General features: G+C 42.5%; 28 protein-coding genes. 1 reads left to right on the top strand and 27 read right to left on the bottom strand.

Features of this window, described 5'->3' with window-relative positions; genetic code table 11:
• Nucleotides 1–154 precede the first annotated feature (154 nt).
• The 23 genes from aroA to prsW all read right to left on the bottom strand — a co-directional run bounded on the left by aroA (nucleotide 155) and on the right by prsW (nucleotide 20360).
• Nucleotides 155–1438 (bottom strand): 3-phosphoshikimate 1-carboxyvinyltransferase, encoded by a 1284-nt coding sequence (gene aroA / locus BW944_RS01205; protein WP_076556511.1) that lies wholly within the window; start codon nucleotides 1436–1438, stop codon nucleotides 155–157.
• Between the two features lie 28 nt (nucleotides 1439–1466).
• Nucleotides 1467–2570, bottom strand: a complete 1104-nt coding sequence (locus tag BW944_RS01200; RefSeq protein ID WP_076556510.1) for a prephenate dehydrogenase — start codon at nucleotides 2568–2570, stop codon at nucleotides 1467–1469.
• A gap of 2 nt (nucleotides 2571–2572) precedes the next feature.
• Nucleotides 2573–3667 carry a histidinol-phosphate transaminase gene (gene hisC / locus BW944_RS01195; protein WP_076556509.1) on the bottom strand — a complete coding sequence of 365 codons (1095 nt, stop codon included), beginning with the start codon at nucleotides 3665–3667 and terminating at the stop codon, nucleotides 2573–2575.
• A complete protein-coding gene (gene aroH / locus BW944_RS01190; protein WP_076556508.1) occupies nucleotides 3657–4040 on the bottom strand; it encodes a chorismate mutase in 384 nt (127 codons plus the stop codon). Before aroH ends, hisC begins: the two co-directional genes overlap by 11 nt.
• The gene (gene aroB / locus BW944_RS01185; RefSeq protein WP_076556507.1) at nucleotides 4037–5101 is read right to left on the bottom strand and encodes a 3-dehydroquinate synthase; all 1065 of its coding nucleotides are present in this window, start codon (nucleotides 5099–5101) and stop codon (nucleotides 4037–4039) included. Before aroB ends, aroH begins: the two co-directional genes overlap by 4 nt.
• Before the next feature lies 1 nt (nucleotide 5102).
• Nucleotides 5103–6269, bottom strand: coding sequence for a chorismate synthase (aroC, locus tag BW944_RS01180; protein ID WP_076556506.1), 1167 nt, complete (start codon nucleotides 6267–6269; stop codon nucleotides 5103–5105).
• 94 nt (nucleotides 6270–6363) lie between these two features.
• Nucleotides 6364–7143 (bottom strand): CheR family methyltransferase, encoded by a 780-nt coding sequence (locus BW944_RS01175; RefSeq protein ID WP_076556505.1) that lies wholly within the window; start codon nucleotides 7141–7143, stop codon nucleotides 6364–6366.
• Between the two features lie 128 nt (nucleotides 7144–7271).
• Nucleotides 7272–7718: a nucleoside-diphosphate kinase gene (gene ndk, locus BW944_RS01170; protein ID WP_076556504.1), complete on the bottom strand. Its 447-nt coding sequence runs from the start codon at nucleotides 7716–7718 to the stop codon at nucleotides 7272–7274.
• Nucleotides 7719–7877: 159 nt separating this feature from the next.
• A complete protein-coding gene (gene hepT, locus BW944_RS01165) occupies nucleotides 7878–8852 on the bottom strand; it encodes a heptaprenyl diphosphate synthase component II (protein WP_076556503.1) in 975 nt (324 codons plus the stop codon).
• A 24-nt stretch (nucleotides 8853–8876) separates the two neighbouring features.
• Nucleotides 8877–9581: a demethylmenaquinone methyltransferase gene (locus BW944_RS01160; RefSeq protein ID WP_076556502.1), complete on the bottom strand. Its 705-nt coding sequence runs from the start codon at nucleotides 9579–9581 to the stop codon at nucleotides 8877–8879.
• Nucleotides 9582–9595: 14 nt separating this feature from the next.
• On the bottom strand, nucleotides 9596–10345 hold the full coding sequence (locus BW944_RS01155; RefSeq protein ID WP_076556501.1) for a heptaprenyl diphosphate synthase component 1: 750 nt from the start codon (nucleotides 10343–10345) through the stop codon (nucleotides 9596–9598).
• 58 nt (nucleotides 10346–10403) lie between these two features.
• Nucleotides 10404–10634, bottom strand: coding sequence for a trp RNA-binding attenuation protein MtrB (gene mtrB, locus BW944_RS01150; protein ID WP_076556500.1), 231 nt, complete (start codon nucleotides 10632–10634; stop codon nucleotides 10404–10406).
• A 118-nt stretch (nucleotides 10635–10752) separates the two neighbouring features.
• Nucleotides 10753–11025, bottom strand: a complete 273-nt coding sequence (locus BW944_RS01145; protein WP_076556499.1) for an HU family DNA-binding protein — start codon at nucleotides 11023–11025, stop codon at nucleotides 10753–10755.
• A gap of 472 nt (nucleotides 11026–11497) precedes the next feature.
• Complete coding sequence (locus BW944_RS01140; protein ID WP_076556498.1) at nucleotides 11498–12223, bottom strand: hypothetical protein; 726 nt, start codon at nucleotides 12221–12223, stop codon at nucleotides 11498–11500.
• A gap of 13 nt (nucleotides 12224–12236) precedes the next feature.
• On the bottom strand, nucleotides 12237–12434 hold the full coding sequence (locus BW944_RS01135) for a DUF2768 domain-containing protein (protein ID WP_076556497.1): 198 nt from the start codon (nucleotides 12432–12434) through the stop codon (nucleotides 12237–12239).
• Between the two features lie 168 nt (nucleotides 12435–12602).
• The gene (locus tag BW944_RS01130; protein WP_076556496.1) at nucleotides 12603–13643 is read right to left on the bottom strand and encodes an NAD(P)H-dependent glycerol-3-phosphate dehydrogenase; all 1041 of its coding nucleotides are present in this window, start codon (nucleotides 13641–13643) and stop codon (nucleotides 12603–12605) included.
• A gap of 18 nt (nucleotides 13644–13661) precedes the next feature.
• Complete coding sequence (der, locus tag BW944_RS01125) at nucleotides 13662–14972, bottom strand: ribosome biogenesis GTPase Der (protein ID WP_076556495.1); 1311 nt, start codon at nucleotides 14970–14972, stop codon at nucleotides 13662–13664.
• A gap of 297 nt (nucleotides 14973–15269) precedes the next feature.
• Nucleotides 15270–16283: a type 2 isopentenyl-diphosphate Delta-isomerase gene (gene fni, locus BW944_RS01120; protein WP_076556494.1), complete on the bottom strand. Its 1014-nt coding sequence runs from the start codon at nucleotides 16281–16283 to the stop codon at nucleotides 15270–15272.
• Between the two features lie 95 nt (nucleotides 16284–16378).
• Entirely contained in the window at nucleotides 16379–17521 is a 1143-nt protein-coding gene (gene rpsA, locus BW944_RS01115) for a 30S ribosomal protein S1 (RefSeq protein ID WP_076556493.1), read from the bottom strand.
• 109 nt (nucleotides 17522–17630) lie between these two features.
• The gene (locus BW944_RS01110) at nucleotides 17631–18212 is read right to left on the bottom strand and encodes a lysophospholipid acyltransferase family protein (protein WP_076556492.1); all 582 of its coding nucleotides are present in this window, start codon (nucleotides 18210–18212) and stop codon (nucleotides 17631–17633) included.
• Entirely contained in the window at nucleotides 18212–18889 is a 678-nt protein-coding gene (gene cmk / locus BW944_RS01105; RefSeq protein WP_076556491.1) for a (d)CMP kinase, read from the bottom strand. The genes BW944_RS01110 and cmk overlap by 1 nt, the downstream gene beginning before the upstream one ends.
• Before the next feature lie 67 nt (nucleotides 18890–18956).
• Nucleotides 18957–19598: a flagellar brake protein gene (locus BW944_RS01100; protein WP_076556490.1), complete on the bottom strand. Its 642-nt coding sequence runs from the start codon at nucleotides 19596–19598 to the stop codon at nucleotides 18957–18959.
• Nucleotides 19599–19706: 108 nt separating this feature from the next.
• On the bottom strand, nucleotides 19707–20360 hold the full coding sequence (prsW, locus tag BW944_RS01095; protein WP_268794072.1) for a glutamic-type intramembrane protease PrsW: 654 nt from the start codon (nucleotides 20358–20360) through the stop codon (nucleotides 19707–19709).
• A gap of 90 nt (nucleotides 20361–20450) precedes the next feature.
• Between prsW and BW944_RS01090 the strand changes: the two genes are divergently transcribed.
• On the top strand, nucleotides 20451–21419 hold the full coding sequence (locus tag BW944_RS01090) for an asparaginase (RefSeq protein ID WP_076556488.1): 969 nt from the start codon (nucleotides 20451–20453) through the stop codon (nucleotides 21417–21419).
• 8 nt (nucleotides 21420–21427) lie between these two features.
• On the opposite strand, the gene BW944_RS01085 is transcribed toward BW944_RS01090, so the two are convergent.
• The 4 genes from BW944_RS01085 to BW944_RS01070 all read right to left on the bottom strand — a co-directional run bounded on the left by BW944_RS01085 (nucleotide 21428) and on the right by BW944_RS01070 (nucleotide 25480).
• Nucleotides 21428–22420 carry a YpdA family putative bacillithiol disulfide reductase gene (locus tag BW944_RS01085; protein WP_076556487.1) on the bottom strand — a complete coding sequence of 331 codons (993 nt, stop codon included), beginning with the start codon at nucleotides 22418–22420 and terminating at the stop codon, nucleotides 21428–21430.
• Between the two features lie 136 nt (nucleotides 22421–22556).
• Complete coding sequence (locus tag BW944_RS01080; RefSeq protein WP_076556486.1) at nucleotides 22557–23822, bottom strand: Glu/Leu/Phe/Val family dehydrogenase; 1266 nt, start codon at nucleotides 23820–23822, stop codon at nucleotides 22557–22559.
• Between the two features lie 147 nt (nucleotides 23823–23969).
• Nucleotides 23970–24545, bottom strand: coding sequence for a genetic competence negative regulator (locus tag BW944_RS01075; protein WP_076556485.1), 576 nt, complete (start codon nucleotides 24543–24545; stop codon nucleotides 23970–23972).
• 212 nt (nucleotides 24546–24757) lie between these two features.
• On the bottom strand, nucleotides 24758–25480 hold the full coding sequence (locus tag BW944_RS01070) for a metallophosphoesterase (RefSeq protein WP_076556484.1): 723 nt from the start codon (nucleotides 25478–25480) through the stop codon (nucleotides 24758–24760).
• Nucleotides 25481–25578 lie beyond the last annotated feature (98 nt).

Raw genomic sequence — 25578 nt, 5'->3', positions numbered from 1 at the left:
TATTACACCCTTCCTACAAACATGGGTCGTATTTGTTCATAACAGAACTATGATAAACGAATATGCTTCAGCATTCAAGGATACTGATTGTGCATCAAAGAAAAACGCCTTCATGATAATAATATCATAAGAAGACGTTAGCAACAGGATTCACTTATTTTTCCAGCAAGAAATCCAAATCGGAAAAGAATCCTGGGTAAGAAATGTTGATCGATTCCGGGCGATGGATGACTACTTCCCCATCAGTGATTAATGAAGCGATCGCTTCCATCATTCCGATTCGATGATCACCTACAGACGTCACCTCTCCTCCGCAAAGAGGTGTAGGTCCTTGAATGATCATACCGTCTTCTGTCGGGGTGATTTCAGCCCCCATCACTCTGAGGTTATCGCATACAGCTATAATTCTATCAGTTTCTTTCACTTTCAATTCTTTGGCATCTTTAATGACCGTCTCCCCTTCAGCCTGGGTCGCAGCTAAAGCGAGGATAGGTATTTCATCAATCAGATTAGCGATGATTTCACCTTCAAAGACACACCCCTTTAAGGAACTGCTTTGTACGTTTACGTCCCCGACAGGTTCTTTTCCAATATATTCAGTGATTGTTACTGATATTGATGCACCCATTCTTTCCAGAACCTGGATAACCCCGTTTCTCGTTTCATTGAGCCCCACTTGCTTTATTGTGACATTGCTACCTGGCACAATAGCAGCGGCTACTATAAAGAAAGCCGCTGAAGAAATATCTCCAGGTACATTAATATCCGAGGCTCTTAACCTCTGTCCCCCTTCGATGCTCACTTCGAGACCGGTTTTATTCACTTCAACTCCAAACTCAGGGAGCATCGTTTCCGTGTGATTACGAGTGGGCCCCTTTTCGATAACTGTAGTCTTCCCTTCTGCGAGCATCCCACCCAAAAGCACAGCGGATTTTACCTGGGCACTCTTCACAGGAAGTTCATAGGTTATTCCTTGTAATGCGGAATTATCGAACGCGAGTGGAAGCTTCTTCCCATCTTCTCTTCCATAAATGGACGCGCCCATCTGACGAAGAGGCTGAACTACTCGGTCCATCGGTCGATTACTGAGGGAATCATCTCCATAAGCAGTCGTGAAAAACGGTAGACCAGCCAATATTCCGCTCATGAGTCGTGCGGTAGTTCCAGAATTACCGAAATACAAAGGTACCACCGGTTCTTCGAGAGCATTCACACCTCTTCCATGAATCGTCAACTCCGTTCCTTCCCGGTCGATTCGCACTCCCATGTTTCTGAAGACCTCAACAGTTCTCAGGCAATCTTCGCCATCCAGAAACCCTCTGATCATTGATTTTCCTTCTGCCAGAGAGGCGAATATCACGGATCTGTGGGAAATCGATTTATCGCCCGGGACACGCAAATTCCCTGTAAGTCCATTTGATACCGGCTTTCTTCTCATATTTCTTCACTCCCCTCTGTTGATCCGTTCATTGTTCTATAACGACTTCGTAATTTTTGCTTCGTAGCAGATTAGCGCTTTCTTCCTGTTCTCTTCCGGAAGGGAAACTTATTCGAAGCACACCGGTGATCCCTTCACGTATTTCCAGGATCTCAATATTTTTAATATTAATATCAGCCGTAGCCAATATTTCTATCACTTTATGAATAGCTCCGGGTTGGTCATAGATATCTACAAAAATATCATAAAAAGCAGGTATCGCTCCTTTTTCTTTAACAGGCAATCCATCCCTATACACCTTCGCCTCTGTGACGTATTTGAGTGTCTCCTCCTTCGATCCCATCTCCAAATATCTTTTCAGTTGGGACATCTCCTCAATCCAGTCCTCTAACATCGGTAACAACTGATGTTTATTCTGAAAAAAAATATCCTGCCATAAGGGAGGATTACTTGAAGCAATTCTCGTAATATCACGAAAGCCTCCTGCAGCTAAATTTCTGAGTTCAGGATGGGTATCTTCCCACTTTCTTGCCTGATGTACTAAAGAAGTAGCGATCAAATGAGGGAAATGAGAAATGACTGCAGTCATTTCGTCATGTTCTTTTGGAGACAGCGTGATGAAACGCGCCTTCGACTCACTTAACAACTGTTTTATGCAAGCGACCCCCTCTCCCTCGTTATTATCAGAAGCAGGTGTAAGAACATAAATCGCATTTTCAAACAAATGGGGCTTAGCTGCCGTAAAGCCATTCTTGTGAGAACCCGACATAGGGTGCCCGCCTACAAATGTGATATATTCATTTGAAAGTTCGGCCGCCTCTGCCATTACGCCATTTTTCACTGAAGAAACATCAGTGACCAAAAGATTTTTATGTAGAGCGACATTCTGGAGCTCTTCAATCACTTTGATGGTGGGAGCTATCGGCAGTGCCAGAAACAACACATCGGCTCTCGGAAGCATATCAAAAAGATCGCTTGCGATTTCGTCGATTACTCCCTGTCTGTAGGCAAGCTCCAGGCTTTGCCGGTCTTCATCGTACCCGATAACTTTGAAACCATCATTTTTCTTTATATTCATAGCAATAGAGCCGCCGATCAACCCCAGACCGGCGACTATAACAGTCTTTTCCATGGTTACCCCTCCTGCATCAACTTCTCCTTCATGTAATACTGAACACTTTGCATATCTTCTTTGCTGCCGATTGTAAGACGAATGGAGTTCGGTAAACCAAGGGCTTCCCCGGAACGGACGATAAAACCTTTCGTCAGAAGATATTCAAACATCTCATCCCCGCTAATAGGCAGATGTATTAATAAGAAGTTCGCTTCTGATTGGTCATATCGAAGCCCGGCATCATCACAAAACTTCATGAAATCTTTCTTGTTCTGCTGTGTTTCCGCAACTGTTTGAGTGAGAAAATGCTGATCATCCAAAGCGATGACAGCTGCTTTTTGAGCAATCACAGATGTATTGAAAGGCTCGCGTGCAGGTTCCATAGCAGCTACTAGTCGGGCGTCTGCAATACCATAGCCGATCCTGAGACCCGCAAGCCCATAGGCTTTAGAAAACGTACGCAGCACCACGATATTATTATGCTGTTGCACCGCTTCTATTGAAGGGTAGCGTTTAGCCGTATCAGCATATTCGAAATATGCCTCATCCATAACGATGAGTACATGCTCCGGTGTTCTCTCAATGATGTCATCAACCGTTTCCTGGTCCAATAGAACGCCAGTAGGATTGTTAGGACTGCACAGCCACAACACTCGTGTTGATTCATCAATTTCTTGAAGCATCGCCTCTATGTCATGATGACCATCCTCTGTAAGGGGAATTTCTCTCGCTTCCGCTCCCTCGATCAGCGCGTTATGTTTATACTGAGGGAACGTCGGAGTAGCCATAATGGTATTCGTTCCTTTTTCCAGAAAAGCTCTGCAAAGGATTTGCACGATTTCATCGGAGCCATTTCCGAAAATCAGCTGATTCTCATCAACATTGTAAAATGATGCAACCGCTTCTCTGATTTCCCTTGCATAACCGTCGGGATAGAATTCCAGTTGATCCAGCAGTGCTGGAAGTTTTCTTTTCACCTCTTCAGAAAAGCCGAATGGATTCTCATTAGAAGCCAATTTCACTATTTTTTCAAGGTTATATTCCTTTTTCACATCTTCTATCTGTTTTCCAGGTTTATAAGGAGCCATTTCCGTTAATATGGACTTAGTTTTCATTGTCATCACCCTCTTTTTTCAAATCCGGACGAAGCTTCACTGCATCGTAATGATAGATATGGTTTATTTCTTTTTGAGAGATCGACGTATTGACAGTAACCATCACCCGAATACATCGCTCCAGCCCCTCAGGAACTTCAATTTCCTGCATGCACATGACAGGCACATACTTCCACCCTTCGAGATTTCTTAAAGCTTTAGCAGGGAAGGTGGAATTAAGATCTGTGGTGGCACTGAAAAGCACTTGGGTTACATCATCAGCCCGCAAATCATTCTTTTTCACAATATCTTCCATCATTTCAGAAGCACGTCCAATTATCTCAGACGTTTCATTTTTTCTGACAGTCGTAGCACCACGAATTCCCCGAATCATTCCCTCACCTCACTTTTAAAATGCTTCAATGACTGAACCAACCGCTTTTCATCTAGTCGAGTTACGTAAGGAAGCCCAACACCTTCCATAAGCACATAATTAATTTGACCTTTTTCCGCTTTCTTATCCATTTTCATTCGATCTACTAGGGCATGTACATCCATATCAGCCATGACATCAAGAGGATAATCATTGTCTTTCGCCCACTCCAGAAGCTTTTGATAACTATCGTTCAGACCACTCACATGTAATGCGAAAAGAGTACCGATAACCACCGCTTCTCCATGGGTCAGAGAATGATAATGAAGTTCCGCTTCTATAGCATGAGCAAGCGTATGGCCCAGATTCAGATGTTTACGCACATCGCTTTCTTTCTCGTCGCGTTCCACAATAGATGCTTTCAGCTCGATGCCACGAATCAGGTCCGCCCTCACTTCCTCTGAGGAAAGAGAATCCAATCTACGAGTAACTACTTCACTGAACCATCCCTCATCACTGAGGAGTGCATGTTTCACCACTTCTCCGTATCCGGATCGTTTCTCTTTCAGGGGCAAGGTTCTTATCGTCTCCGTATCATACAGCACTTTATCAGGGTGGTAAAAAGCCCCGATGAGATTCTTTCCTTCTTCGTGGTTGATGGCCACCTTACCCCCCACACTGCTGTCATGAGCAAGAATACTCGTAGGTAGCTGAATGAACGAAACCCCGCGCAAGTATGAAGCAGCAACAAAGCCGGCGAGATCCCCAATCATTCCTCCACCCAAGGCAATAATCAAAGATTTTCTGTCTAATCTGCATTCGACACAGTAGTCGAGAAGTTTCTTATACCATTCGAAACTTTTCGATGATTCCCCGGCAGGGATAACTTTCTGAAATACTTGTTCACGATCCTTCAAACTATTAGTGATATCATTCAAATACAAATCAGCCACCTGTTGATCTGCAATGATGAGCACACTACTATATGCCTTCTCGATATAGTCGTCCAACTGATGCCTCAAACCATCAGATAAGATGACTTCATACGTCTTCCCCGGTACATGCACCTGCAAGCGATCCATACTAAAAATTCCTCACTTCTTCCCTGTAGTTATCGACAGCTTCCTTAAGGCGTGGAAAGTAATCAGACGGAAATTCTTCTGTAATGGCTTGAGCTACTTCGAACGCCACCACATGTTCCATCACAACAGAAGCGGCAGGTACTGCACAGGAATCGGAGCGTTCAATACTGGCTGAAAAAGGTTCTTTCGACTCTATATCGATACTCTGTAAAGGTTTATACAGGGTTGGAATAGGTTTCATTACACCTTTGACCACAATCGGCATCCCGGTAGTCATGCCACCCTCGAATCCTCCGAGTCGATTCGTTTTTCTATAATATCCTCTATCTTCGTCCCAGGCAATTTCATCATGAACTTCGCTTCCGTTTCTTCTGGCAGCTTCAAAACCTATACCGAACTCCACACCTTTGAATGCATTTATACTCATCACGCTGAAACCGATTTTCGCATCGAGTTTTTTGTCATATTGCACATAAGAACCTATCCCCGGAGGCATACCTTCCACATAGACTTCTGCTATCCCGCCGATGGAATCTCCGTCTTTTTTTGCATCATCAATGGCTTTTTTCATCTCTTCCGTCGTTTCATCATCCAAAGTATTCACCGGGGAGTCCTCTGCCTTCTTGATTCTTTCCTCTATGGACATGGATTCGTCGAAAGGACTGACGATTCCTGCAATCTCGCGAACATACCCTGCGACTTTAATCCCCAGTTCTTCAAGGAGCACTTTCGCTACAGCTCCTGCCGCTACACGGGCGGCAGTTTCTCGGGCTGAAGACCGCTCCAGAACATTCCTCAAATCACGATGACCATACTTCATACCACCATTCAGATCCGCATGACCCGGGCGAGGTCTTGTGACGGTACGTCTAATGTTTTTACCTTCTGGAAAGGGGTCCTCTCCCATAATATCCGTCCAATGCTTAAAATCATCGTTATGTATTACGAGAGAGATAGGCGACCCGAGTGTATATCCATGACGTATCCCAGAAGTCATATCAACCGTATCTTTTTCAATCTGCATACGTTTCCCACGTCCGTGGCCTCCCTGACGTCTACGCAACGATCCATTGATCTGTTCCTGCGTTATCGGTAAATGAGAAGGAACTCCTTCGATAATAGTAGTCAGTTGTTTCCCGTGTGATTCTCCAGCAGTTAAGTAGCGCATATTCACCACACCTTTCTCGAATTTTACGTATTACTATATCATATACTTTCACGTTTGTATTCTTTAAAATTTCAAAACATTTCAAAAGCTGAAATTATTCAGCTTTTTTCTGATAGAAGAATGTGTCGAAAATGTCGAAATTGTACTGATGTGGAGAAAATATTTGTTCTGTACTTCCTACGAACAATATTCCTCTATTTTGCAATGAGCGATTAAAACCATTATAAACTACCTTTTTCGTTTCTTCCGTAAAGTAAATAAGCACATTACGACACACTATCAAATGGCACCCTGAAGGGTAAGGATCTACGAGCAGATTGTGATGAACAAATGAAACTTTCCTTTTGATTTCCGGAGTCACTTCAAACATGTCACCTTTGTTGACAAAATATTTTTTCTTCAGCTTCTCTGGCATTTCCCGTAGCGCACGCTCAGGGTAAACCCCGCGTTCAGCTTTCTCCAATGCCTTCTTATCAATATCACTGGCAATAACTTCAAAATCCCTAACTCCTGATTCTTCAAGAAGAATCGCCAATGTATATGGTTCCTCTCCGGTTGAACAAGCCGCGCTCCAAACCTTGGGCTTTTCCAAGGATGCTTTTTTCATCACTGGAAATACTTTTTGTTTCAAAATATCCCATCGTTTCGCATTACGATAAAATTCAGATACATTGATAGTCATGCGATCCAGCAATTCATTCAGAAGGGCCTCATCTTTGTCCAAAGCTCTGAAGTATTCTTTGAAGGTTTGATATCCACGCTTATCTCTCAAGGTGGTAAGTCTTCTTTTCATCTGAGCCTCTTTATATTTAGACAAATCTATGCCGGTTTTGCGGTCCAATGCTTCAATGAAAACGGCAAAGTCATTTTTCATTACCATAACTCCTTACTAAAAACCTCATATATTATATACAATAATCAAATATTTTTCCGCTGTAAAGTGTAGAAGTGAATGAACCATAAATTAAACCGCCTTCATTATAAATGAAAGCGGTTTACAAGTTAGTACACCCACTGATTCACTTCTTTTTCGTAGTCGTTAAAGGAGTCTGCGTTAACAAACAGACCGATTTCACGTTTTGCACTTTCTTCACTGTCTGAACCATGTATGATATTCTTTCCTACCGTGAGCCCGTAATCTCCTCTGATCGTTCCAGGCTGAGAATCCTCAGGGTTGGTAGCACCCATCATCTTTCTGCTGATTGCTATAGCATTTTCACCTTCCCATACCATTGCGAAAACAGGACCAGAAGTGATGAATGAAACGAGTTCATTGAAAAACGGCTTATCCTGGTGTTCTTCATAATGTTCTTCTGCAAGCTGTTTCGTCACCTGCTTCAATTCGGCGTGTACCAGCTTCAGTCCCTTGTTCTCAAAACGGGAGATGATATCTCCGATCAGATTTCTCTGCACTCCATCCGGTTTGATCATAATAAACGTCTTTTCCATTTTCGACCACCTCAATATGTATGATGTAAGCGTTTTAGCGCCATTAAAAAGTGTAACAAATTTAGTGGGGGCTGGCAATCTTTATGAGAGAAGAAGGCGTTGATGAACTCATCGAGAGAGGTAATAATAAGCACTCGCTTCTTTCACGGGCAAAACAGATTAAGAATTTCTCTTCCCTATATATTTCGCAATAGCTTTCAGAGCCTGTTTTGGTCTCCCTGTAGGCAAGTGCTGCAACGACTGAAAAGATTTTTGGAGATAGCGCTCACTTAGTTCCAGAGATTTTTCGATATAATCCCCTTCTTTTATCGCTTTTATGAATGGTTCCGCCTCTTCCTTTGTCAATGTGGAAGAGCGTGAAAAAGCGAGGCGAAGGTTCTCTCTGAACTCATCGTCCTCCTGAATCGCATAAAGAACAGGAAGAGTGATATTTCCCTGCATCAGATCACTCCCCGCAGGCTTACCGAGTTCTTCTTCCGAGGACGTGAAATCAAGAACATCGTCTATGATCTGGTAGCTCATCCCGACATTGTATCCATAACTGTACAGCGCCTGTTCTTTCTTCAGTGGAACATCCCCGGCAATAGCACCCAAGCGACAACTCTCCGCAATCAGAATAGCAGTTTTCCGTTTAATTCTGCGTAAATATACACGAAGATTCTGATCCACATTCCCCTTATCCTTTATCTGTTCTATTTCCCCTACACACAACTCCATCATCGTCTTAGATAATACCTGGTGGGCACGCATATTATCGATGCTACCCATAGATTCAAGAGCCAACGCGAACATATAATCCCCTGTATACATCGCTACGTGATTGTCAAATTGTTCTTTAACAGTAAGATCGCCACGGCGTAGCTTCGCATCATCTATCACGTCATCATGGACCAGAGAACCGGTATGGATCAGTTCCAATGATTTCGCACAATTTTTCATCTTTTCAAAATCATATTTCCCGAACTTCCCCGAAAGCAGAACAAATACAGGCCTTATCCGTTTACCTCCAGCTTCCAAAAGCTGGTTCGAAGCCATCTTCAGGACTTCTTCTTCGGTAGTTACGGAGGTGAGTACCTCATGTTCCACTGCATCCAGATCTTTATTTAAAAATGAATAAAGCTTGGTTAATTTCATATACCTTCATCCTTGATGTATAAATTACTTTCTACCCATATGCATAGCTGCTACCCCTGCCGAATAAGGTTTCATTTGCACTTCCCTGAAACCTGCCTTTTCAAAAAGAGTTTTCAACTCCATCTTCCCGGGGAATGTTTTGGCTGATTCGTGAAGCCACTGATATTCTTTCAAGCTTTTCGCGAACCATTTACCGAATAAAGGCATGACCCTTTCGAAATAAGCGTAATAAACCCTGCGGAAAAAAGTGTTTTCTGGCTGGCTCGTTTCCAGACAGACTAAGAGTCCTCCCGGTTTCAGCACTCGGTTCATCTCGATGAGAGCCTGGAAATAATCAGGGACGTTTCTTAGACCGAAGCCGATCGTCACGTAATCAAACGTGTTGTCATCGAAAGGTAAATCCATAGCATTACCGTGCTGATATTCTATATTTGCCAACGATTTGTGAGCCAGTTTTTTCTTGACCGCCTCAGAAAGCATATTGTAACTGAAATCTACACCGATTACATGTCCTTCAGGTCCTACAGCCTCTCCCATTGCCATCGTCCAGTCACCGGTACCACAGCAGACGTCAAGTGCCATCGTCCCTTTTTCCACATCCATATGCTTCATGACATCGCGCCGCCACAGCTTGTGCTGTTGGAAAGAAATAATAGAGTTCATTTTATCATAACGAGTTGAAATGTTTTCAAAAACACGATGTACCCGTTCTTCTTTTTTTTCATCCATTGCATCCTCATCCTTCAACTGAATTCTTGTGCTATCTCCCCTTCAAGCCGGGCGCATAACGCTTTTGAAATATTTCCCTTGTTACATTGCATGATAAAGGAATCATAAGCATTGTTCATCAGTTCATTCACCGCCGCTCCCATCTCTTCCTCGTATTCCTGGGATTGATGAGGTTTTGGAAATGACTGTTTATTATAAGTATTCCAATTGCTTAAGCTTTTAATATAAATGTTCTCTACGATAATCGAACATTCTTCCGGAGGCATAAAGTGACACCACACGTTAAATGCAAGAAGTGTCTCCACATCTTTGTAAGCTTTAATATACGAAGAAAGAGATCCATGCTTTCCATAGTAAAGTCTTACCTTCTGCTCGTTCACTTCTCTTATGGTCTTTGCCAGAACCTGGATGAAGGGCAGATCATCAATCAATGAAAGCAGGTGATAATACAGGCCGCTGTAAAAATCACCAGCGAGTACCGTGAGTTGCCTTCTTCTCACTTCATTGACTTCCTGCTCCCTGTTATCAACCGCCACATAATCATGAGTGTCTAGAGCCATCTGTACGAACATCACTGACAGCAAATAATTGTCATGGATATGTTTACGTTCTGATAGGTGGTCAAACAAATGTATGTAGGAAATAAGTTTATCCTCGTCTATCACCGGTTCTTTAATATACCTACTTAAATAAGGATGATAGGCATAAGCGGAAATTTGCTCTTTATAGTAGGTGATGCGACTTTTCAAGTCATTTACTTCCATCAGGTATCCCTTTCTTTCCGGTACATCATAACATGGATAGCTTACCCTGGTACCATAGTTATAAACCCAACTCACCTTCATTCGATATTTCACCGTGGCTCGTTTGGATTGTAGCTTTCCCACGAATCTTCACAGCTGAAGTGTGCTCAGTGAACTGGGCTATCATCACTTCTCCTTCATCCAATTTCTCGGAATGATGAAACCTGGTATCACTGCCTCTTGTAAGACCGATCACATTTACTCCATCTTCCATAGCCTTAATTACAAAAAAGTCATTGGCTCCAGTCATTGTGTTACCACCTTTCCTTCTTATAGATACTATCTCTTATATAATGTGGCTTGTCAAAAAATATTGTTCATAGAAAAAGGGTGCACATATGGCACCCTTTTTTCAAGCCCTATGTAGCTTATTTTACAGCATCTTTAAGGGCTTTTCCTGGTTTGAATGCAGGAACTTTACTTGCTGGAATTTCGATCTCTTCTCCAGTTTGCGGATTGCGTCCTTTACGTGCAGAACGTTCGCGTACTTCAAAGTTCCCGAATCCAATCAGTTGAACTTTTTCTTCATCTTTTAGTGAATCCATGATAGATTCGAATACAGAGTCTACTGCTTTTGTAGCGTCTTTCTTAGAAAGGTCCGCCTGCTCAGAAACTGCATTGATTAGATCTGTTTTGTTCATGATATTCACCTCCTCTCAAAGAAGGTTGTCTTCTTCTTTAAAATCCCTTCAAACAAGGGATGACATGCTTAATATTAAACGACTTCTATTAGTTTTTCAATAGATAACCACACGATAACCCTTGATATTACAGGGTTTTTTCTTAATTCATGACTTTTGAATCATATAAATTTACTTTTATTTACAATAATTCAATTAAATGCGCGGCTGTTTTTCAGGGTTTTCGCCTCCTCTACTCTTTACACCTTTCTGATTCAAGGATTGTGTAGAGTGAGGATATGCCAATTTATTAGAAATTCTCGCTACCTTTCAACCCGGGTATTTATAGCCAAAAAAATTCAAGAACATACTACCATTTATTAATTCACATCTTTCCTGCACAATAAATCAACCCGATAAAAAATCTCATAAGATTGCAGTAGTCGGTTGCATGGAGCCATCATGACTCATCGTAAAGAAAAAGCATCTGAATTCATTCAGATGCTTTTTGCATAAACACAGGATCTCCATCCTTTATAGTATACGGAGGACTGTAAGCCGGAGCAATAGGTGACTGGTCTGTAAGCAAATACCTTATGTCATCCCCGGGCTGATAAGAATGATCCGTTTCTTTCAGGAAATGGTTCAAGTCTTTCCGGTAATCGATTACTACATCTCCGCTACCGTTTGCATAGAGGGGCAGTAAATTACCGGTATAAGGACTTTCCAGGGTCGGAGGTTCATCAAGACCAAGTTTTTCATGATCGAGACTATAAACTCCTGGTACAATTTGTTCCTTATAAGGGGTGAACTCGTTCTCCTGTTCATAAAAATGTAAAGTCGTCTCCAGTTCTCTGACTTTGTCAGTGACCCTCAAATCAATCACTTTAACCTCAGCCTCGGTTTCCGGCCTGATAATAATATATTGATAATACCCGCCATTCTCAAAAGCGGTACCTGGAATAGTCGCCAACAGACCCGTCTCTTTCAATCGAGTGAAATCTATCTGATACTTTTGAAAGACCGGAGTCTCATTGGGTTTCGTTCTAATAGGCAACAACCCGTTCTGTTGTGATTTGTATTGGTTGACCGCACTTTGTACCTGCGCTAACTGAGCATCATTCGGCAAATTATTGGCAGCTCGCTCGGATTGAGGGAACATACAGCCACTCAGAAACACGAATATCAATAACACCGCCGGATACTTGATTGTTCTCATTTGTTATTCTCCTTTACGAAGTGGGCCCACTTAGTACTATATATATTATGATAATCCCACCGACTATCATACAGGCATAAGCTATAAAGGCTGTAATGAGTGATAAGGCACCTTTCAGTTTATGACGGCTCAACAATATGAGCCCTACAGCCATAAACATTAAAATAATTCCTGCAAAAGAGATCCACATTTTCAATAATGATAATGACATATCGTCCAACTCCTACGTAACTTGTCAAAAAAATCTTAGCATAAGCAACGGGTCTGGTCAAAACAAAAAAGCCGGGACATCAAAACAGTCCCGGACGAGTGATTCTATCTGTATGTGACACCCATCACCCCGGATACTCTTAACCGAGCACAAGAAAAAGGATGCCTATCAATCCTTCATCTTTTGATCAAGTACATCAACCAGATCTTCCATTTCATGGCGGCGCACCCTTGTCATGAGTTGCTCCACTACTTCTCTTGGATTAGCTTCCTCAAAAAGAATATGATAAATACCCGAAGTGATCGGCATATCTATCTCCTGTTCTTCAGCCATCTGAAAAGCAGCCTCCGTAGTTCGAACACCTTCGACGACCATTCCCATATCATCCAACACTTTTTGAAGATCCTCACCCTTACCCAGTTTATAACCGGCTCTCCAGTTTCTGCTGTGGGTACTCGTGCATGTGACGATCAAATCCCCGATTCCTGCAAGACCTGAAAAGGTTAAAGGATTGGCTCCCATAGATGTTCCAAGCCTTGCTACTTCCGCAAGCCCCCGGGTGATCAGAGCAGCTTTAGCATTATCTCCATAACCCAGACCATCCGAAATACCTGCACCGAGAGCAATTATATTTTTAAGCGAACCGCCTAGTTCAACCCCTACCAGATCAGGCGAAGTGTATACTCTAAATTGCTTGTTTATGAATAGCTCCTGAACCTCTTCAGCAGCTTCTAACTTTTCAGAAGAGACCGTTACGGTAGTAGGTTGCCTCATCGCTACTTCCTCAGCATGAGAAGGGCCGGATAGGACAACAATCGATTTATACTTCTCCTCCGGCAGTTCTTCCTTTATAATCTCTGAAACCCTTTTGTAAGTTCTTGGCTCAATGCCTTTTGCAGCATGGATGATTGTAACAGGTTGATCTAAATGGGCTTTCAATGATTGACATACATCACGAACCGCTTTAGTGGGTACTGCAAGAAGTAGATATTCTACACCGTCGATGCTTTCCTCGAGGTTGTCAGTAATGTGAATGTTATCAGGCAGACGTACATCTTGCAGATATTTTTCGTTTTCTCTCGTTTCTTTCATCTTTTCCGCGTGTTCCCGTCTATGAGCCCATAGCCTGACCTCATGAGAATTATCAGCCAATACCATAGCAAGTGCCGTGCCCCAGCTACCCGCTCCTAACACTGTAATTTTCGCCATCGTTATCCCTCCCGTTACTCAGGTTCTTTTTCTTGCGTTAATATGAATCGGTGTCCCTACAAAACCGAAGGACTCTCTGATACGATTCTCAAGAAAACGTTCGTATGTGAAGTGCATCAGGTCCGGATCATTAACAAATACCACAAACGTCGGTGGTTTCACTGCTACCTGGGTACTATAGAATATTTTCAACGTCTGCCCTTTAATCGAAGGGGACGGGTTCATAGCGAGAGCATCTACGATCACTTCATTCAGTAAATTCGTCGGTACACGCTTGGAATGATTCTCGCTTGCCTGGACTACGGCTGGCAAAAGTGTGTGTATTCTTTTATTCGTTTTTGCAGAAAGAAAAACGATAGGAGCGTAATCGAGATATCTGAAAGCAGATCGCACTTCATCTTCAAATTCTTTCATGGAAGTCTCATCATTATCGATCGTATCCCATTTGTTCACGACTATAATGACAGATTTACCAGCTTCATGCGCATACCCTGCAATTTTTTTATCCTGTTCTTGAATCCCTGCTTCAGCATCGATGAGAGTCAATACAACATCCGAGCGTTCGATAGCCTTAAGTGCACGCATTACGCTGTATTTTTCAGTAGATTCATAGATTTTCCCACGTTTCCTCATGCCGGCGGTATCAATTATGACAAAGTCACGTTCATCTCTCGTAAATTCAGTGTCCACTGCGTCTCTAGTCGTTCCGGCGAGTTCACTTACGATCACCCGCTCCTGTCCTAAGAGACTGTTGATCAAAGACGATTTCCCTACGTTCGGACGACCTATCACACTGAATCTGATCTTTTCATCATCTTCTTCCCGTTCAGGACGATCAGGAAAATGTTTCACTGTCTCATCCAGCATATCTCCAAGGCCCAATCCGTGCGTTCCGGAAATAGGATGAGGGTCGCCGAATCCGAGCGAATAGAATTCATAAATTGATTGCCTCATTTCCGGGTTATCCACTTTGTTTACCGCAAGGACGACCGGCTTATTGGATTTGAAGAGAAGTTTTGCTACCTCTTCATCCGCTGCAGTAATACCATCTCTGCCGTTCACCATGAAAATGATAACATCCGACTCTTCAATCGCGATCTCCGCCTGAGCTCTCATCTGTACAAGCAACGGTTCATCCCCGAGTTCGATACCTCCCGTATCTATGACATGAAACGTATGGTTCAACCATTCCGCCTCTGCATAAATTCGATCCCTGGTTACTCCCGGCGTATCTTCGACAATCGATATACGTTCCCCTACGAGCCGGTTAAATATTGTTGACTTTCCTACGTTCGGTCTTCCTACAATTGCTACACTTGATTTTCTCATGAAAGGTACATCCCTTCTCTATTTCTCAAAATTACTTTTTCATCGTCTTAACCTTATCATTTTAGCAGAAGGCTCGTTTCCTGACAATCAGAAGTGGCATCTAAAGAGGAAGTGCAAACGGCTTCATTGTTCCTCGTGTCAAGAACTCCTTAGTCAGTCACTATTGATATATTTCCTTTTTTATCCGGATATAAAACAATCAAAGGGGGAGGTACCCTCCATCGCTTCTATGCTGCTCGTTGATCTCAGTTCAATCGAGTGGATGTTCAAATTCTCAACACTTTAAAAGAGCCCTGTTCAGGCTCTTAGCTGGACGGCCCAGTTATTCGTTTCTCCGTGCAAAACATAGGGCTTTCCCTTAAGTTCTTCGATCTCCTTGCACCCCATTACCATCATCACAGACTTCAATTCATGATGGATGTGGTCAATTCTCCTGTTCAACACCGACTCTCCACCCTCGATTAACGTTTTCAGCATTGGACCTGCCATTCCGAAAGCTTCTGCACCAAGAATCAACGCTTTCGCACCATCCACCCCTGAGCGTATACCTCCAGAAGCGATTACGTAGTCCATGGATCGACTTTCCATGATAGAGATGGGCGTTGGTATTCCCCAGGAATTGAAACCTTCCATACGGTCTTCTCGCCTTTCATTTTCCACCTTAGAAAAATTGGTTCCACCTTTACCACCTACATCAACGTATCTACACCCAAGTGATTTAAGTTCTTTGATTGTTTCAGAGGACATACCGAACCCAACTTCTTTAACAATCACCGGTATATGTGCTTTCAAAATAATTTCTTTTATGTTTTCCAAACGATTCGAAAAATCCCTGTCTCCTTCAGGCATGACAAGTTCCTGTACGGTATTGAGATGGATTTGAAGAGCGTCCGCTTCGAGCATATCTATCGCAATCTCGGCTTCTTTCCAGCCGGCTTCACTTCCGACGTTAGCGAATACGACACCGTCCGGGTTTTCTTTTCTCACAATTTCATAAGTCTCGCGTTCTTCTTTGTTCCGAATTGCAGCCATCTGTGATCCGACAGCCATACTGATCCCTGCAGCCCTAGCGACTTTAGCCAATCTTCCATTGATTTCTTTCGTCTTTTCACCGCCGCCACCTGTCATCGCATTCACAAAAAGAGGAGAACTTGCTGAAAGTTCCCCTAGTTTTATAGAAATATCTATTTGATTCCAGTCCAACTTCCCAAGACTCTGATGGACGATATCTACTTCATCAAAGTAATGAATAGGACTCTCTGAATGACTTAGCGCATGACGGATGTGATCCAGTTTCCTTTCTGACCTCATCCCTTCACTCCTCATCTAATAACCAAGAGAAAACATAGGAAAAGAGCAGCACAGAATCGTCTGCGCATGCCCTTTTCCCGTTTTTCTTAAATTACTCATTTTTTGTATTTATCTAATTGATCACCAATCATATCACTTAAGGAAAAACCGTTCGAATCTTCTTCTTTTTGATAAGATTCAACTTCTTTTTTCTCTTTATCTTCATCCAGTTCTTTAATACTCAAGGATAAACGCTTCTGTTTCTCATCCACATCGAGCACTTTAACACTCACGGTCTGTCCTTCTTCGAGAACTTCCTGAGGGTTGGCAATGTGTCTTGTGGAGATTTGAGAAATATGAACAAGCCCTTCAACTCCAGGGAAGACTTCAACAAAAGCACCAAAGTTAACCAGACGTTGAACTGTTCCTTCAAGAACATCCCCCTGGCTGACTTTTCCACTAATCCCTTCCCAAGGACCTGGCTGCGTTTCTTTTAATGAAAGAGAGATTCGTTCATTATCACGATCAACCGAAAGAACTTTCACATTGATTTTTTGTCCTTCTTCCACAACATCCGAAGCTTTGTTCACGTGTTCGTGAGAAAGTTGTGAAATGTGCACAAGTCCGTCAATACCTCCGAGATTTACAAATGCCCCGAAGTCCGTCAAGCGTTGAACCGTTCCTTCGACTACTTCTCCTTCTTCAAGAGACTGAAGCACACTCTGTTTCTGTACCTTTTCTTCATCTTCAATAACAGCCCGATGAGATAAAATGACACGATTTTGTTCTCGGTCCAATTCCACTACTTTCAGACTGAGTTCTTTTCCTTTGTATTCTTCAAAATCTTCTACATAGTACGTTTCAACTAATGAGGCAGGAATAAATCCCCGGAGTCCGATATCAACGACCAGACCGCCTTTGACGACATCCTTGACCTCTGCGTTGAACACTTCCTCGTTGTCGTATTTGGTTTCCAGTTCATCCCACGCCTTGTCAGCATCTACTGCTCTTTTTGAAAGAACGATCTCATCATCTTCCACTTTCTTAACTTTCAAAGTGATGTCGTCTCCTTCTTTCGCAACATCTGATGCTGTTTCAATGTGAAGACTCGAAAGTTCACTGATAGGAACGATACCTTCCACTTTATATCCCACGTCAACAAGGACTTGTTTATCCTCTACTTTGACGACTTTACCAGTTACGATATCTCCTTCGTTGAATTCCTTCATACCTGAAACTTCCTGATTCATTTCATCCATACTACGACTACCTCCTTCAATTTCCGACACTACTTAATCTTTCTAATTATAAATATCCTTTCATCTAACTTCTAATATTTGCGAGCTTTTGTCAAGTAATACCCACCTATTATTCATGAAATTTATGCAATTGTCTGATTCTTTCCATGATATAATCGGTGACCTCTTTCGCAGATGCCTTGTTTTCCCGGAATTCTGTAAGATCGATTGGATCACCATAGGCGACTTTGAGTTTTTTTCCTGCTTTGTAAGGACCTATAATAGCACAGGGAACGACAACAGCTTCCGAACGGAGAGCAAAGAAACCGGCACCGGTCAACCCTTCCCCGATTTCTCCGGTTTTTTGCCTCGATCCTTCAGGGAAAAGACCAAGAACCTCGCCCTCTTTCAGTATATTCAGCCCGTTTCTTAAGGCATTCCTGTCTCTCATTCCTCTTTTGATAGGGAAAGCCTGGATATTCTTCAATAACGTTCCTACACCTTTTTTTTCGAACAATTCTTCTTTAGCCATGAAGTGGATGGTCCGAGGGGACGTTATCCCTACTACAGGAGGGTCGAAATTAGATATGTGGTTCGAACAGATAATGACCGGCCCTTCTTCCGGAATATTCTCTTTTCCCTTAACTTCGATTCTGTACAAGGGATACATAACGACAGAAACGAGTGACCTGGCCAATTTGTATAAATTCATTATTGTCCCCCCTTTTCCTTCGCAAGGTCCATAATAACTTTCACCACATCCTCTATGGACATATCTGTCGTATCGATTTCCACACCATCTTTGGCTTTGACCAGAGGAGAGGCTTGGCGATTGGAGTCGATATCGTCTCGTCTTTTAATATCTTCTTTCAACTCTTCTATATCGCTCGGATACCCGGAGCGCACATTCTCTTCGTGTCTGCGTCTGGCTCTTTCTTCTACGGATGCTACCATGAAAATCTTCAAATCCGCATCCGGAATCACCTTAGTTCCAATATCTCTTCCGTCCATGACTACGTTTCTTCCGTGAATCATTTTTTGTTGACGATTCACCATCTCTTTTCGGACGCTCGGGTAACTTGAAACTGCAGAAACGTGGTTGGTGACTTCCTGGGTTCGAATATCTTTCGTCACTTCCTCTTCATTTACATATACAAGTTGACCGTCCTTCGATTGCTCAAATTGTATATCACAGTTCATCAAAACCTTATGGACTTCTTCCTCAGAAGAAAGATCAACCTTATCCTTTATCGCTTTGAAAGTAAGGGCTCTGTACATCGCGCCTGTATCCACGTATATATAAGTCAGTTCGTGAGCTACTTTCTTTGCAACAGTGCTCTTCCCAGCCGCTGCGGGCCCGTCAATCGCTATTGATATCGTCTCAGGCATAAACTCTTCCTCCGTTCACTTTTGTTTATCCGTGCAAGAATAACACATTCAAGGACGGCTCTGCTATTCAACTGTACTCTCTTTTTTTCATGGATCTTTGTTGTTCAAAACCATATTTAATGATATGTTGTCTATTTTTCTCGGCTAAGCCTTCGAACTTCACTGAGACAGTTGCAGGCTTTTGCTTGTTTTTCTCAGTTGTTCTGACTATAGAAGCTTCTGATTCTATATAGTGATAGACCCCGGAATTCATTGGTAATACAATCGTCAACTGAACAAGCTGACCTTCGATCAATGTACAATGAGCAGGTTTCACGAGCAAGGCCCCTCCCCCGCTCACATCCAGACTCACCGTGTGATAGGCGGTTTTTTTCGTCTTTATGGCTACATCCACAGATGCTTCAACCCTTACGTATCTCCGCCGTTGGATCCTCGTCAAAAATTCTTCTCCCGGGTATGTCAGAACGAGTACCGGAATAGTCATTTTCTTTCTGGAAACGACTTCCGACTCAAATTGATAAACCGCTCCGTCTTTCCCTACGTAACTGATTTTGAATTCCGTACCATCAAGAAAAAAAGAGGTTTTTCTTGTTTCTTTATGTATAGGATAATCTATGTATACTGATTCATCATTAATATCGTGTACCTTACAATAAAAAGACTCGTTCGTATCTGTAGTTAATGTCAATTCCTTACCTATATCAATCATTTAATCATCCTTCCGTAAGACTATCTGACTATCATTATCGCAAATACGAAAATAAAAGAGAAGGAAAAATTTGAAAAAGAAATGATTTACAGTAACTGAAATAGAGAGTCACCCTCCACTTATTCTTGTGTGGTGACTATTCGCTACCCGGATTAATTGAATACTGAATACCCACAAAAGAATCATGAACGGGAGGAGGTTGTATAGCCAGGAAGGGAGGTTTACCATATATCCGTAGATACCGTGCAATAGTACGGGTAATACGAGAGCAAGAAAAATATTCCACCTTTTTCTCTTCGTCCTGAATTTCGCTTTGCCCATATAAAAGCCCATAATCAATCCGAACAGTGCATGAGAGGAGACGGGGAAGATCGCACGTAAAAAAGCGATCTCTATTCCATTGGAAAAAAGGTAGATGATATTTTCAACGGTAGCAAAACCGAGACTGAGGGAAACTCCATATATGATACCATCATAATGATGATCAAAATTTTCATGTTTATAAACGATGAATAAGAAAAAAAACCATTTGAAGAACTCCTCAAAAAAACCGGCCGATATAAAGGGCTTCCACTGGTTTCCTTCAAGAACCCCTTCTTGTTCGAGACCGTATTGCACGAACATTATCGGAAATACCAATAGACTGCCTACGATAAAAATACGAACAATAAGGTGAAGCGGTTCTAACTCAACTTTTTTGTTCAGATATATGTATGTCATCAACGCAACTATCGGCGCTATTGCCGTAATTAATATAGCCACTTTTAAAAGCCCCACTTTCCTTTCCATCTATTCCATATTATCATGAGAGAGCAGGAAAAGGTAGAGACCTCAGAAAATGGAGTGATACTAATGAAAAACATATTGATAATACATACAGGCGGCACTATTTCCATGCAGGAAGATACATCTACCGGAGAGGTGAATACGACCCCATCCCATCCTCTTTCAACTGCTGCTAAGCATATAGAACATATAGCAAATATTTCAGATGAGGCAGCCTTTCATATTCCTTCTCCGCACATGAAGCCTGAAGATATGTTGACACTTGGACAACTTATTCACGAACGGTTCAGCGAAAAGATCTATGATGGCATCGTGGTTACACACGGAACGGATACGTTAGAAGAAACGGCATATTTCCTGGACCTTTTTCTGCAGACGAGAAAACCGGTGATCGTAACTGGAGCCATGCGAAGTGCCAATGAAATCGGTGCAGATGGGTTGTATAATCTGATTACAGCCGTAAGGACCGCCAGCAGTGATGAAGCCCAGGAAAAAGGTGTGCTCGTAGTCATGAACGATGAAATCCATACTGCAAAAAATGTGACAAAAACATCTACGAGTAACGTAGCAACGTTCCAAAGCCCCCAGTATGGTCCTATTGGTATCACAACGAAACAACAGGTTTTCTTTCACCACAAAATGACTTACAGAGAGTCTTATCCAGTACAGCAACTGTCAAAAGATATCGTTCTCCTGAAAGTTTTCGCTGGCATGGATGGCAGCCTCATCGATTCTCTTCTTGCCAATAGTGTAGACGGAATCGTTATAGAAGCATTAGGACAAGGAAATGTCCCTCCTGCAATGATTCCTTCATTGAAGAACGCAGTAGACAAAGACGTACCAGTCCTCGTAGTATCAAGATGCTACCAGGGTTTTGTCCAGCCCACTTACGCCTATGAAGGTGGAGGAAAGCATCTGGAAGACATCGGCCTCATTTTCGCTAACGGTCTCAATGGACCCAAAGCACGACTGAAACTGATGATCGCTCTTGAAATGACCAGCAATCGGCCTGAAATCATATCCATGTTCCAATAAAAAGAGCCTTACTTGGAAGGCTCTTTTTCTTTGCATATATCCGCAGCTATTTTTTCTCCATGCCATCTCCCGTTTTCAATGAAAATTTCGTTATTGTTATAACCGGCAGCTATCACTCCGGCTACGTATACTCCCGGCACGTTGGTTTCCATCGTATCTTCACTGAAAACAGGTCTTCCTGTTTCCTCATCAATCTGTACTCCGATATTTTTTATGAAGGGATGATCAGGTTTATAACCGGTCATGGCAAAAGTGAAATCATTCGGAGCCCGTTTCTGGACACCGTTCACTTCATAGACTATTTCGTTACCCGTAATTTCTTTTACTTCCGCTTCAAATTCCATTTTCACTATTCCTTTATCAACCAGTGCAGAAAACTGAGGGAGAATCCACGGTTTTATACTTTTCGAATAGTCACTGCCCCGGTAAAGGACGGTTACATGAGCTCCAGCTTTCACCAGTTCCAGTGCAGCATCCGCAGCTGAATTCTTCCCACCTATAACGGCGACTTCCTTATCAAAGAATGGGTGGGCTTCCTTGAAGTAGTGACTCACCTTTTCTCTTTCTTCACCGGGAACGTCCATGAAATTCGGCTGATCATAATAACCGGTAGCCACGACCAGATAATCAGCTCTGTATTTTTCATTTTCATTATTCATCTCTTTGTGAGTATCCAGCAGAAATCCGTCCCCATCCTTCGTTACCTGAAGGACTTTTTCAAACGTATTCACTCGTAACTGCTTTCGTTTCGAAACGCCCCGGTAATACGTCAGAGCTTCGTTCCGTACTGGCTTCTGTCGCTCAGATATAAACGGAACATCCCCGATCTCCAGCTTTTCGCTGGAACTGAAAAATGTCTGATGAGTCGGGTAATGATAAATCGAATTGACAATATTACCTTTTTCAATGATCAGAGGATCGATTCCCTGTTTCTGCATTTCTATTGCAGCGCTCATGCCACAAGGCCCGCCTCCAATGATAATTACTTGCTCTCTTTGCACTTTTGTCACTCCCTATCTGTAAAAAACCGTCTCCTCGTTATGGAGCCGAAAATGCTTATAGTTTTTATCTCTGAATAATAAACACAAAAAATCTCCTATCAAAGTAATGATAGGAGATTTTACTGTCATTAGCAACTTATACCCATCCACGGAACCGAGCCGCTTCGGCCATTTTTCGCACGCCGACCATATAAGCTGCCAGACGCATATCCACTCTACGTGTTTCAGCGGTCGAATAGACATTGTTGAATCCTTTGATTATCACTTTATGCAATTTCTCTTCTACTTCTTCTTCCGACCAGTAATACCCCTGGTTATTCTGGACCCATTCAAAATAAGATACGGTCACGCCACCAGCAGATGCCAGCACATCAGGAACGAGGAGCACGCCACGTTCGGATAGGATTTTCGTCCCTTCAAGCGTCGTCGGCCCATTGGCCGCTTCCACTACTATGCTCGCCTTAATATTATGGGCATTCTCTTCTGTGATTTGATTTTCGATGGCAGCTGGCACCAAAATATCACAATCAAGTTCAAGCAACTCTTGATTTGTAATCGTTTCATCAAAAAGATTCGTAACCGTACCGAAACTGTCCCGGCGGTCAAGAAGATAATCGATGTCTAATCCATCCGGATCGTGGAGACCGCCCAGAGCATCAGAAATTCCGACAATTTTTGCGCCTTTATCATGCATGAATTTTGCCAGGAAGCTTCCTGCGTTACCGAAGCCCTGAACAACTACTCTGGCTCCTTCAATATCTATGTTCTTTTTCTTGGCAGCCTCATCTATACAGATCGTTACACCTTTTGCCGTCGCTGTTTCTCTACCGTGAGAACCACCAAGAACTATCGGTTTTCCTGTAATGAAACCGGGATTGTTGAATTCGTCAATTCTTGAGTACTCATCCATCATCCAGGCCATAATCTGGGAATTGGTGAATACGTCTGGAGCAGGAATATCTTTTGTTGGACCTACAATTTGACTGATAGCCCGGACATATCCTCTGCTTATCCCTTCCAATTCACGGAAGGACATCTCCCGCGGGTCGCAGATGATACCTCCTTTACCGCCACCGTATGGTAAATCCACGATTCCCGCTTTAAGACTCATCCAGATGGAAAGAGCTTTCACTTCTGTTTCTGAAACATTGGGATGAAATCGCACTCCACCTTTGGTCGGACCAATAGCATCGTTGTGCTGGGAACGAAAACCGGTGAAAATTTTTATCGAGCCGTCATCCATACGTACCGGCATACGCACAGTCATCATCCGCACAGGTTCCTTCAGTAATTCATATACTTCATCTGGATACCCCAGTTTATCGAGAGCGGTACGAATAACTGTTCTAGTAGACGTTAATACGTTCATTTTATCATTTTTTTCTGGTTGGTCGGCTACCATCTCATAAACCTCCTATAGGAAAATCGCGCCTTCTTCAGTGATTAGTATACACTTATTCAAGAGGATTGAAAAGCCATCTTTTCTCCCCTGGATATCTAATAATCGAGAATGAAGGTAAGCGTTTTCATTCATTTCCAGGAAACGTTCTCAAAAATGAGAATAGAACGTTTCCACTGCTTCTCTCAATGCTATTCTCGCTCCGTATTCCTGGAGCCATACAGAGGTCATTGTAGAAGCACCTCCGTACTCGGATAGAATAGCAATTATATTATCCTTATCAAGGGAAGCAAGCTCAAAATCCTCAAAAATGAGATAATAGGAATCTTCGAATGCGTATAATGTTCCTCCCGTGATTCCTAAATTTCTAAGAGGTGCTACCACATTGATTACATCTTCTACATCTTCGAAACGATACAATAATTCATTATGTTCATCAAGAGTAACTTTCATTTCAAGAAAGTCATCCTCCTCGTCGACCGCATCCTCAGTCTTAGTCACTACTACCAGCATACCTTGAGCCTGAAGCAGATAAATCTGCACGGTCAGAACTCCCGCCAGTTCCTCGTCGAGCTCTTCCTGTGCCTCAAAAAGCATATTACTGAATATCTGATGGACCCTGGGGAGGTCTTTCCATATCTCTTCACTTTCAAGACCTCTGTCAAAAAGATCATCGGAAGTTAAAAATATTTTAAATTTATCTGTCGTCAAACGCTCAATGCGCATATGTCTCCCCCCTCATCTTTGAATAACTCACGCCGTTCACAATTCTCTTTCATTCACATACTGGAACCTCGGATTTCACTGCGTGTACGCCTCTCTACCACTGTCGACGTTCCCTTCCATAAAGTCGGCTCCTCAATGGGTTGTGTCAATTACGCAGTCATACCCTTTTCCAGTTTTTATTCACAAGGTGTTGTCAAAATAACTTGAAACGCTTATTTTTCACATTGTAATACGAAAACATGATACTCCGATTGTGTTTCCAGTCTCAGAGGAAGTAAAGAAGTTCCATAGCCTTCACTTACAAACACACGTTTTCCTTCAAAGGTTTTCCATCCTCCCCGTTCATATGGACCGTAATCCATAAAACGGATTTGGCCTCCGTGTGTATGGCCTGAGAGTATCAAATCATAGTCTTCGGCGAACGCCGACATCTGTTTCATCAAAAAAGGGTCATGCATTATCAGAAAGGAAGGCCTTATCGAAGATTTTTCCGGTTTTATTACTTCATCTCCTGAATAAGGATCTATGCCAGTGATACTGTATCCCTCTTCTTCAATCGTCTCGTTTGAAAGCACACGCACACCGAACTGTTCCATCAGTTCTGGAGTGGATTGTTTTTCTCCATCGTTATTACCGGGGATAAAATAAATCGGTTTTTTCATCTTTTTCAGCAGTTCAAGATTATACCTCATCGTTTTATCAGAGACGCGTTTATCGACGAAATCACCACCGAGAACGATGAAATCCACATCCTCTTCTGCGATACGAGAAAGTATACGGTTGTTATGAACATCGGAGATGAACATCATACGAACGATACCTTGCATATCCTTTACTGAAAGCATGTGTTCTCTTCTTTTCGGTAAAGTAGCCAGTCTTCCCATGTACCGGATTACTCCGATAAACAATAGAAGTGTTGCCCATACTCTTCTCAACATTATCCACCTCATATTCTTGAATCCTAGTTCATCATATCAGAAACTACACGAAAGAAAAATTGTAGGAGCTTGGTCACTATCCTGTAAGAGCCAAT

The sequence above is a fragment of the Salimicrobium flavidum genome (assembly GCF_900156645.1).
Taxonomy (GTDB): Bacteria; Bacillota; Bacilli; order Bacillales; family Halobacillaceae; genus Salimicrobium; species Salimicrobium flavidum.
Note: the sequence above shows the minus strand (reverse complement) of the source record. Positions and strands in the feature narration are given on the sequence as shown.

What these genes read in the sequence shown, in the direction of transcription:
- aroA (WP_076556511.1), bottom strand. Translation starts at nt 1,438, where the DNA reads ATGAGAAGAAAGCCGGTATCAAATGGACTTACAGGGAATTTGCGTGTC.
- cmk (WP_076556491.1), bottom strand. Translation starts at nt 18,889, where the DNA reads ATGCCTGAGACGATATCAATAGCGATTGACGGGCCCGCAGCGGCTGGG.
- BW944_RS01140 (WP_076556498.1), bottom strand. Translation starts at nt 12,223, where the DNA reads ATGAGAACAATCAAGTATCCGGCGGTGTTATTGATATTCGTGTTTCTG.
- ndk (WP_076556504.1), bottom strand. Translation starts at nt 7,718, where the DNA reads ATGGAAAAGACGTTTATTATGATCAAACCGGATGGAGTGCAGAGAAAT.
- BW944_RS01075 (WP_076556485.1), bottom strand. Translation starts at nt 24,545, where the DNA reads ATGCGCATTGAGCGTTTGACGACAGATAAATTTAAAATATTTTTAACT.
- rpsA (WP_076556493.1), bottom strand. Translation starts at nt 17,521, where the DNA reads ATGGATGAAATGAATCAGGAAGTTTCAGGTATGAAGGAATTCAACGAA.
- BW944_RS01160 (WP_076556502.1), bottom strand. Translation starts at nt 9,581, where the DNA reads ATGGATGAAAAAAAAGAAGAACGGGTACATCGTGTTTTTGAAAACATT.
- BW944_RS01090 (WP_076556488.1), top strand. Translation starts at nt 20,451, where the DNA reads ATGAAAAACATATTGATAATACATACAGGCGGCACTATTTCCATGCAG.
- BW944_RS01135 (WP_076556497.1), bottom strand. Translation starts at nt 12,434, where the DNA reads ATGTCATTATCATTATTGAAAATGTGGATCTCTTTTGCAGGAATTATT.
- BW944_RS01155 (WP_076556501.1), bottom strand. Translation starts at nt 10,345, where the DNA reads ATGGAAGTAAATGACTTGAAAAGTCGCATCACCTACTATAAAGAGCAA.
- fni (WP_076556494.1), bottom strand. Translation starts at nt 16,283, where the DNA reads ATGAGGTCAGAAAGGAAACTGGATCACATCCGTCATGCGCTAAGTCAT.
- BW944_RS01100 (WP_076556490.1), bottom strand. Translation starts at nt 19,598, where the DNA reads ATGATTGATATAGGTAAGGAATTGACATTAACTACAGATACGAACGAG.
- aroC (WP_076556506.1), bottom strand. Translation starts at nt 6,269, where the DNA reads ATGCGCTACTTAACTGCTGGAGAATCACACGGGAAACAACTGACTACT.
- BW944_RS01080 (WP_076556486.1), bottom strand. Translation starts at nt 23,822, where the DNA reads ATGGTAGCCGACCAACCAGAAAAAAATGATAAAATGAACGTATTAACG.
- BW944_RS01200 (WP_076556510.1), bottom strand. Translation starts at nt 2,570, where the DNA reads ATGGAAAAGACTGTTATAGTCGCCGGTCTGGGGTTGATCGGCGGCTCT.
- BW944_RS01175 (WP_076556505.1), bottom strand. Translation starts at nt 7,143, where the DNA reads ATGAAAAATGACTTTGCCGTTTTCATTGAAGCATTGGACCGCAAAACC.
- mtrB (WP_076556500.1), bottom strand. Translation starts at nt 10,634, where the DNA reads ATGACTGGAGCCAATGACTTTTTTGTAATTAAGGCTATGGAAGATGGA.
- aroB (WP_076556507.1), bottom strand. Translation starts at nt 5,101, where the DNA reads ATGGATCGCTTGCAGGTGCATGTACCGGGGAAGACGTATGAAGTCATC.
- der (WP_076556495.1), bottom strand. Translation starts at nt 14,972, where the DNA reads ATGAGAAAATCAAGTGTAGCAATTGTAGGAAGACCGAACGTAGGAAAG.
- hisC (WP_076556509.1), bottom strand. Translation starts at nt 3,667, where the DNA reads ATGAAAACTAAGTCCATATTAACGGAAATGGCTCCTTATAAACCTGGA.
- BW944_RS01110 (WP_076556492.1), bottom strand. Translation starts at nt 18,212, where the DNA reads ATGAATTTATACAAATTGGCCAGGTCACTCGTTTCTGTCGTTATGTAT.
- BW944_RS01130 (WP_076556496.1), bottom strand. Translation starts at nt 13,643, where the DNA reads ATGGCGAAAATTACAGTGTTAGGAGCGGGTAGCTGGGGCACGGCACTT.
- aroH (WP_076556508.1), bottom strand. Translation starts at nt 4,040, where the DNA reads ATGATTCGGGGAATTCGTGGTGCTACGACTGTCAGAAAAAATGAAACG.
- BW944_RS01145 (WP_076556499.1), bottom strand. Translation starts at nt 11,025, where the DNA reads ATGAACAAAACAGATCTAATCAATGCAGTTTCTGAGCAGGCGGACCTT.
- hepT (WP_076556503.1), bottom strand. Translation starts at nt 8,852, where the DNA reads ATGAAATTAACCAAGCTTTATTCATTTTTAAATAAAGATCTGGATGCA.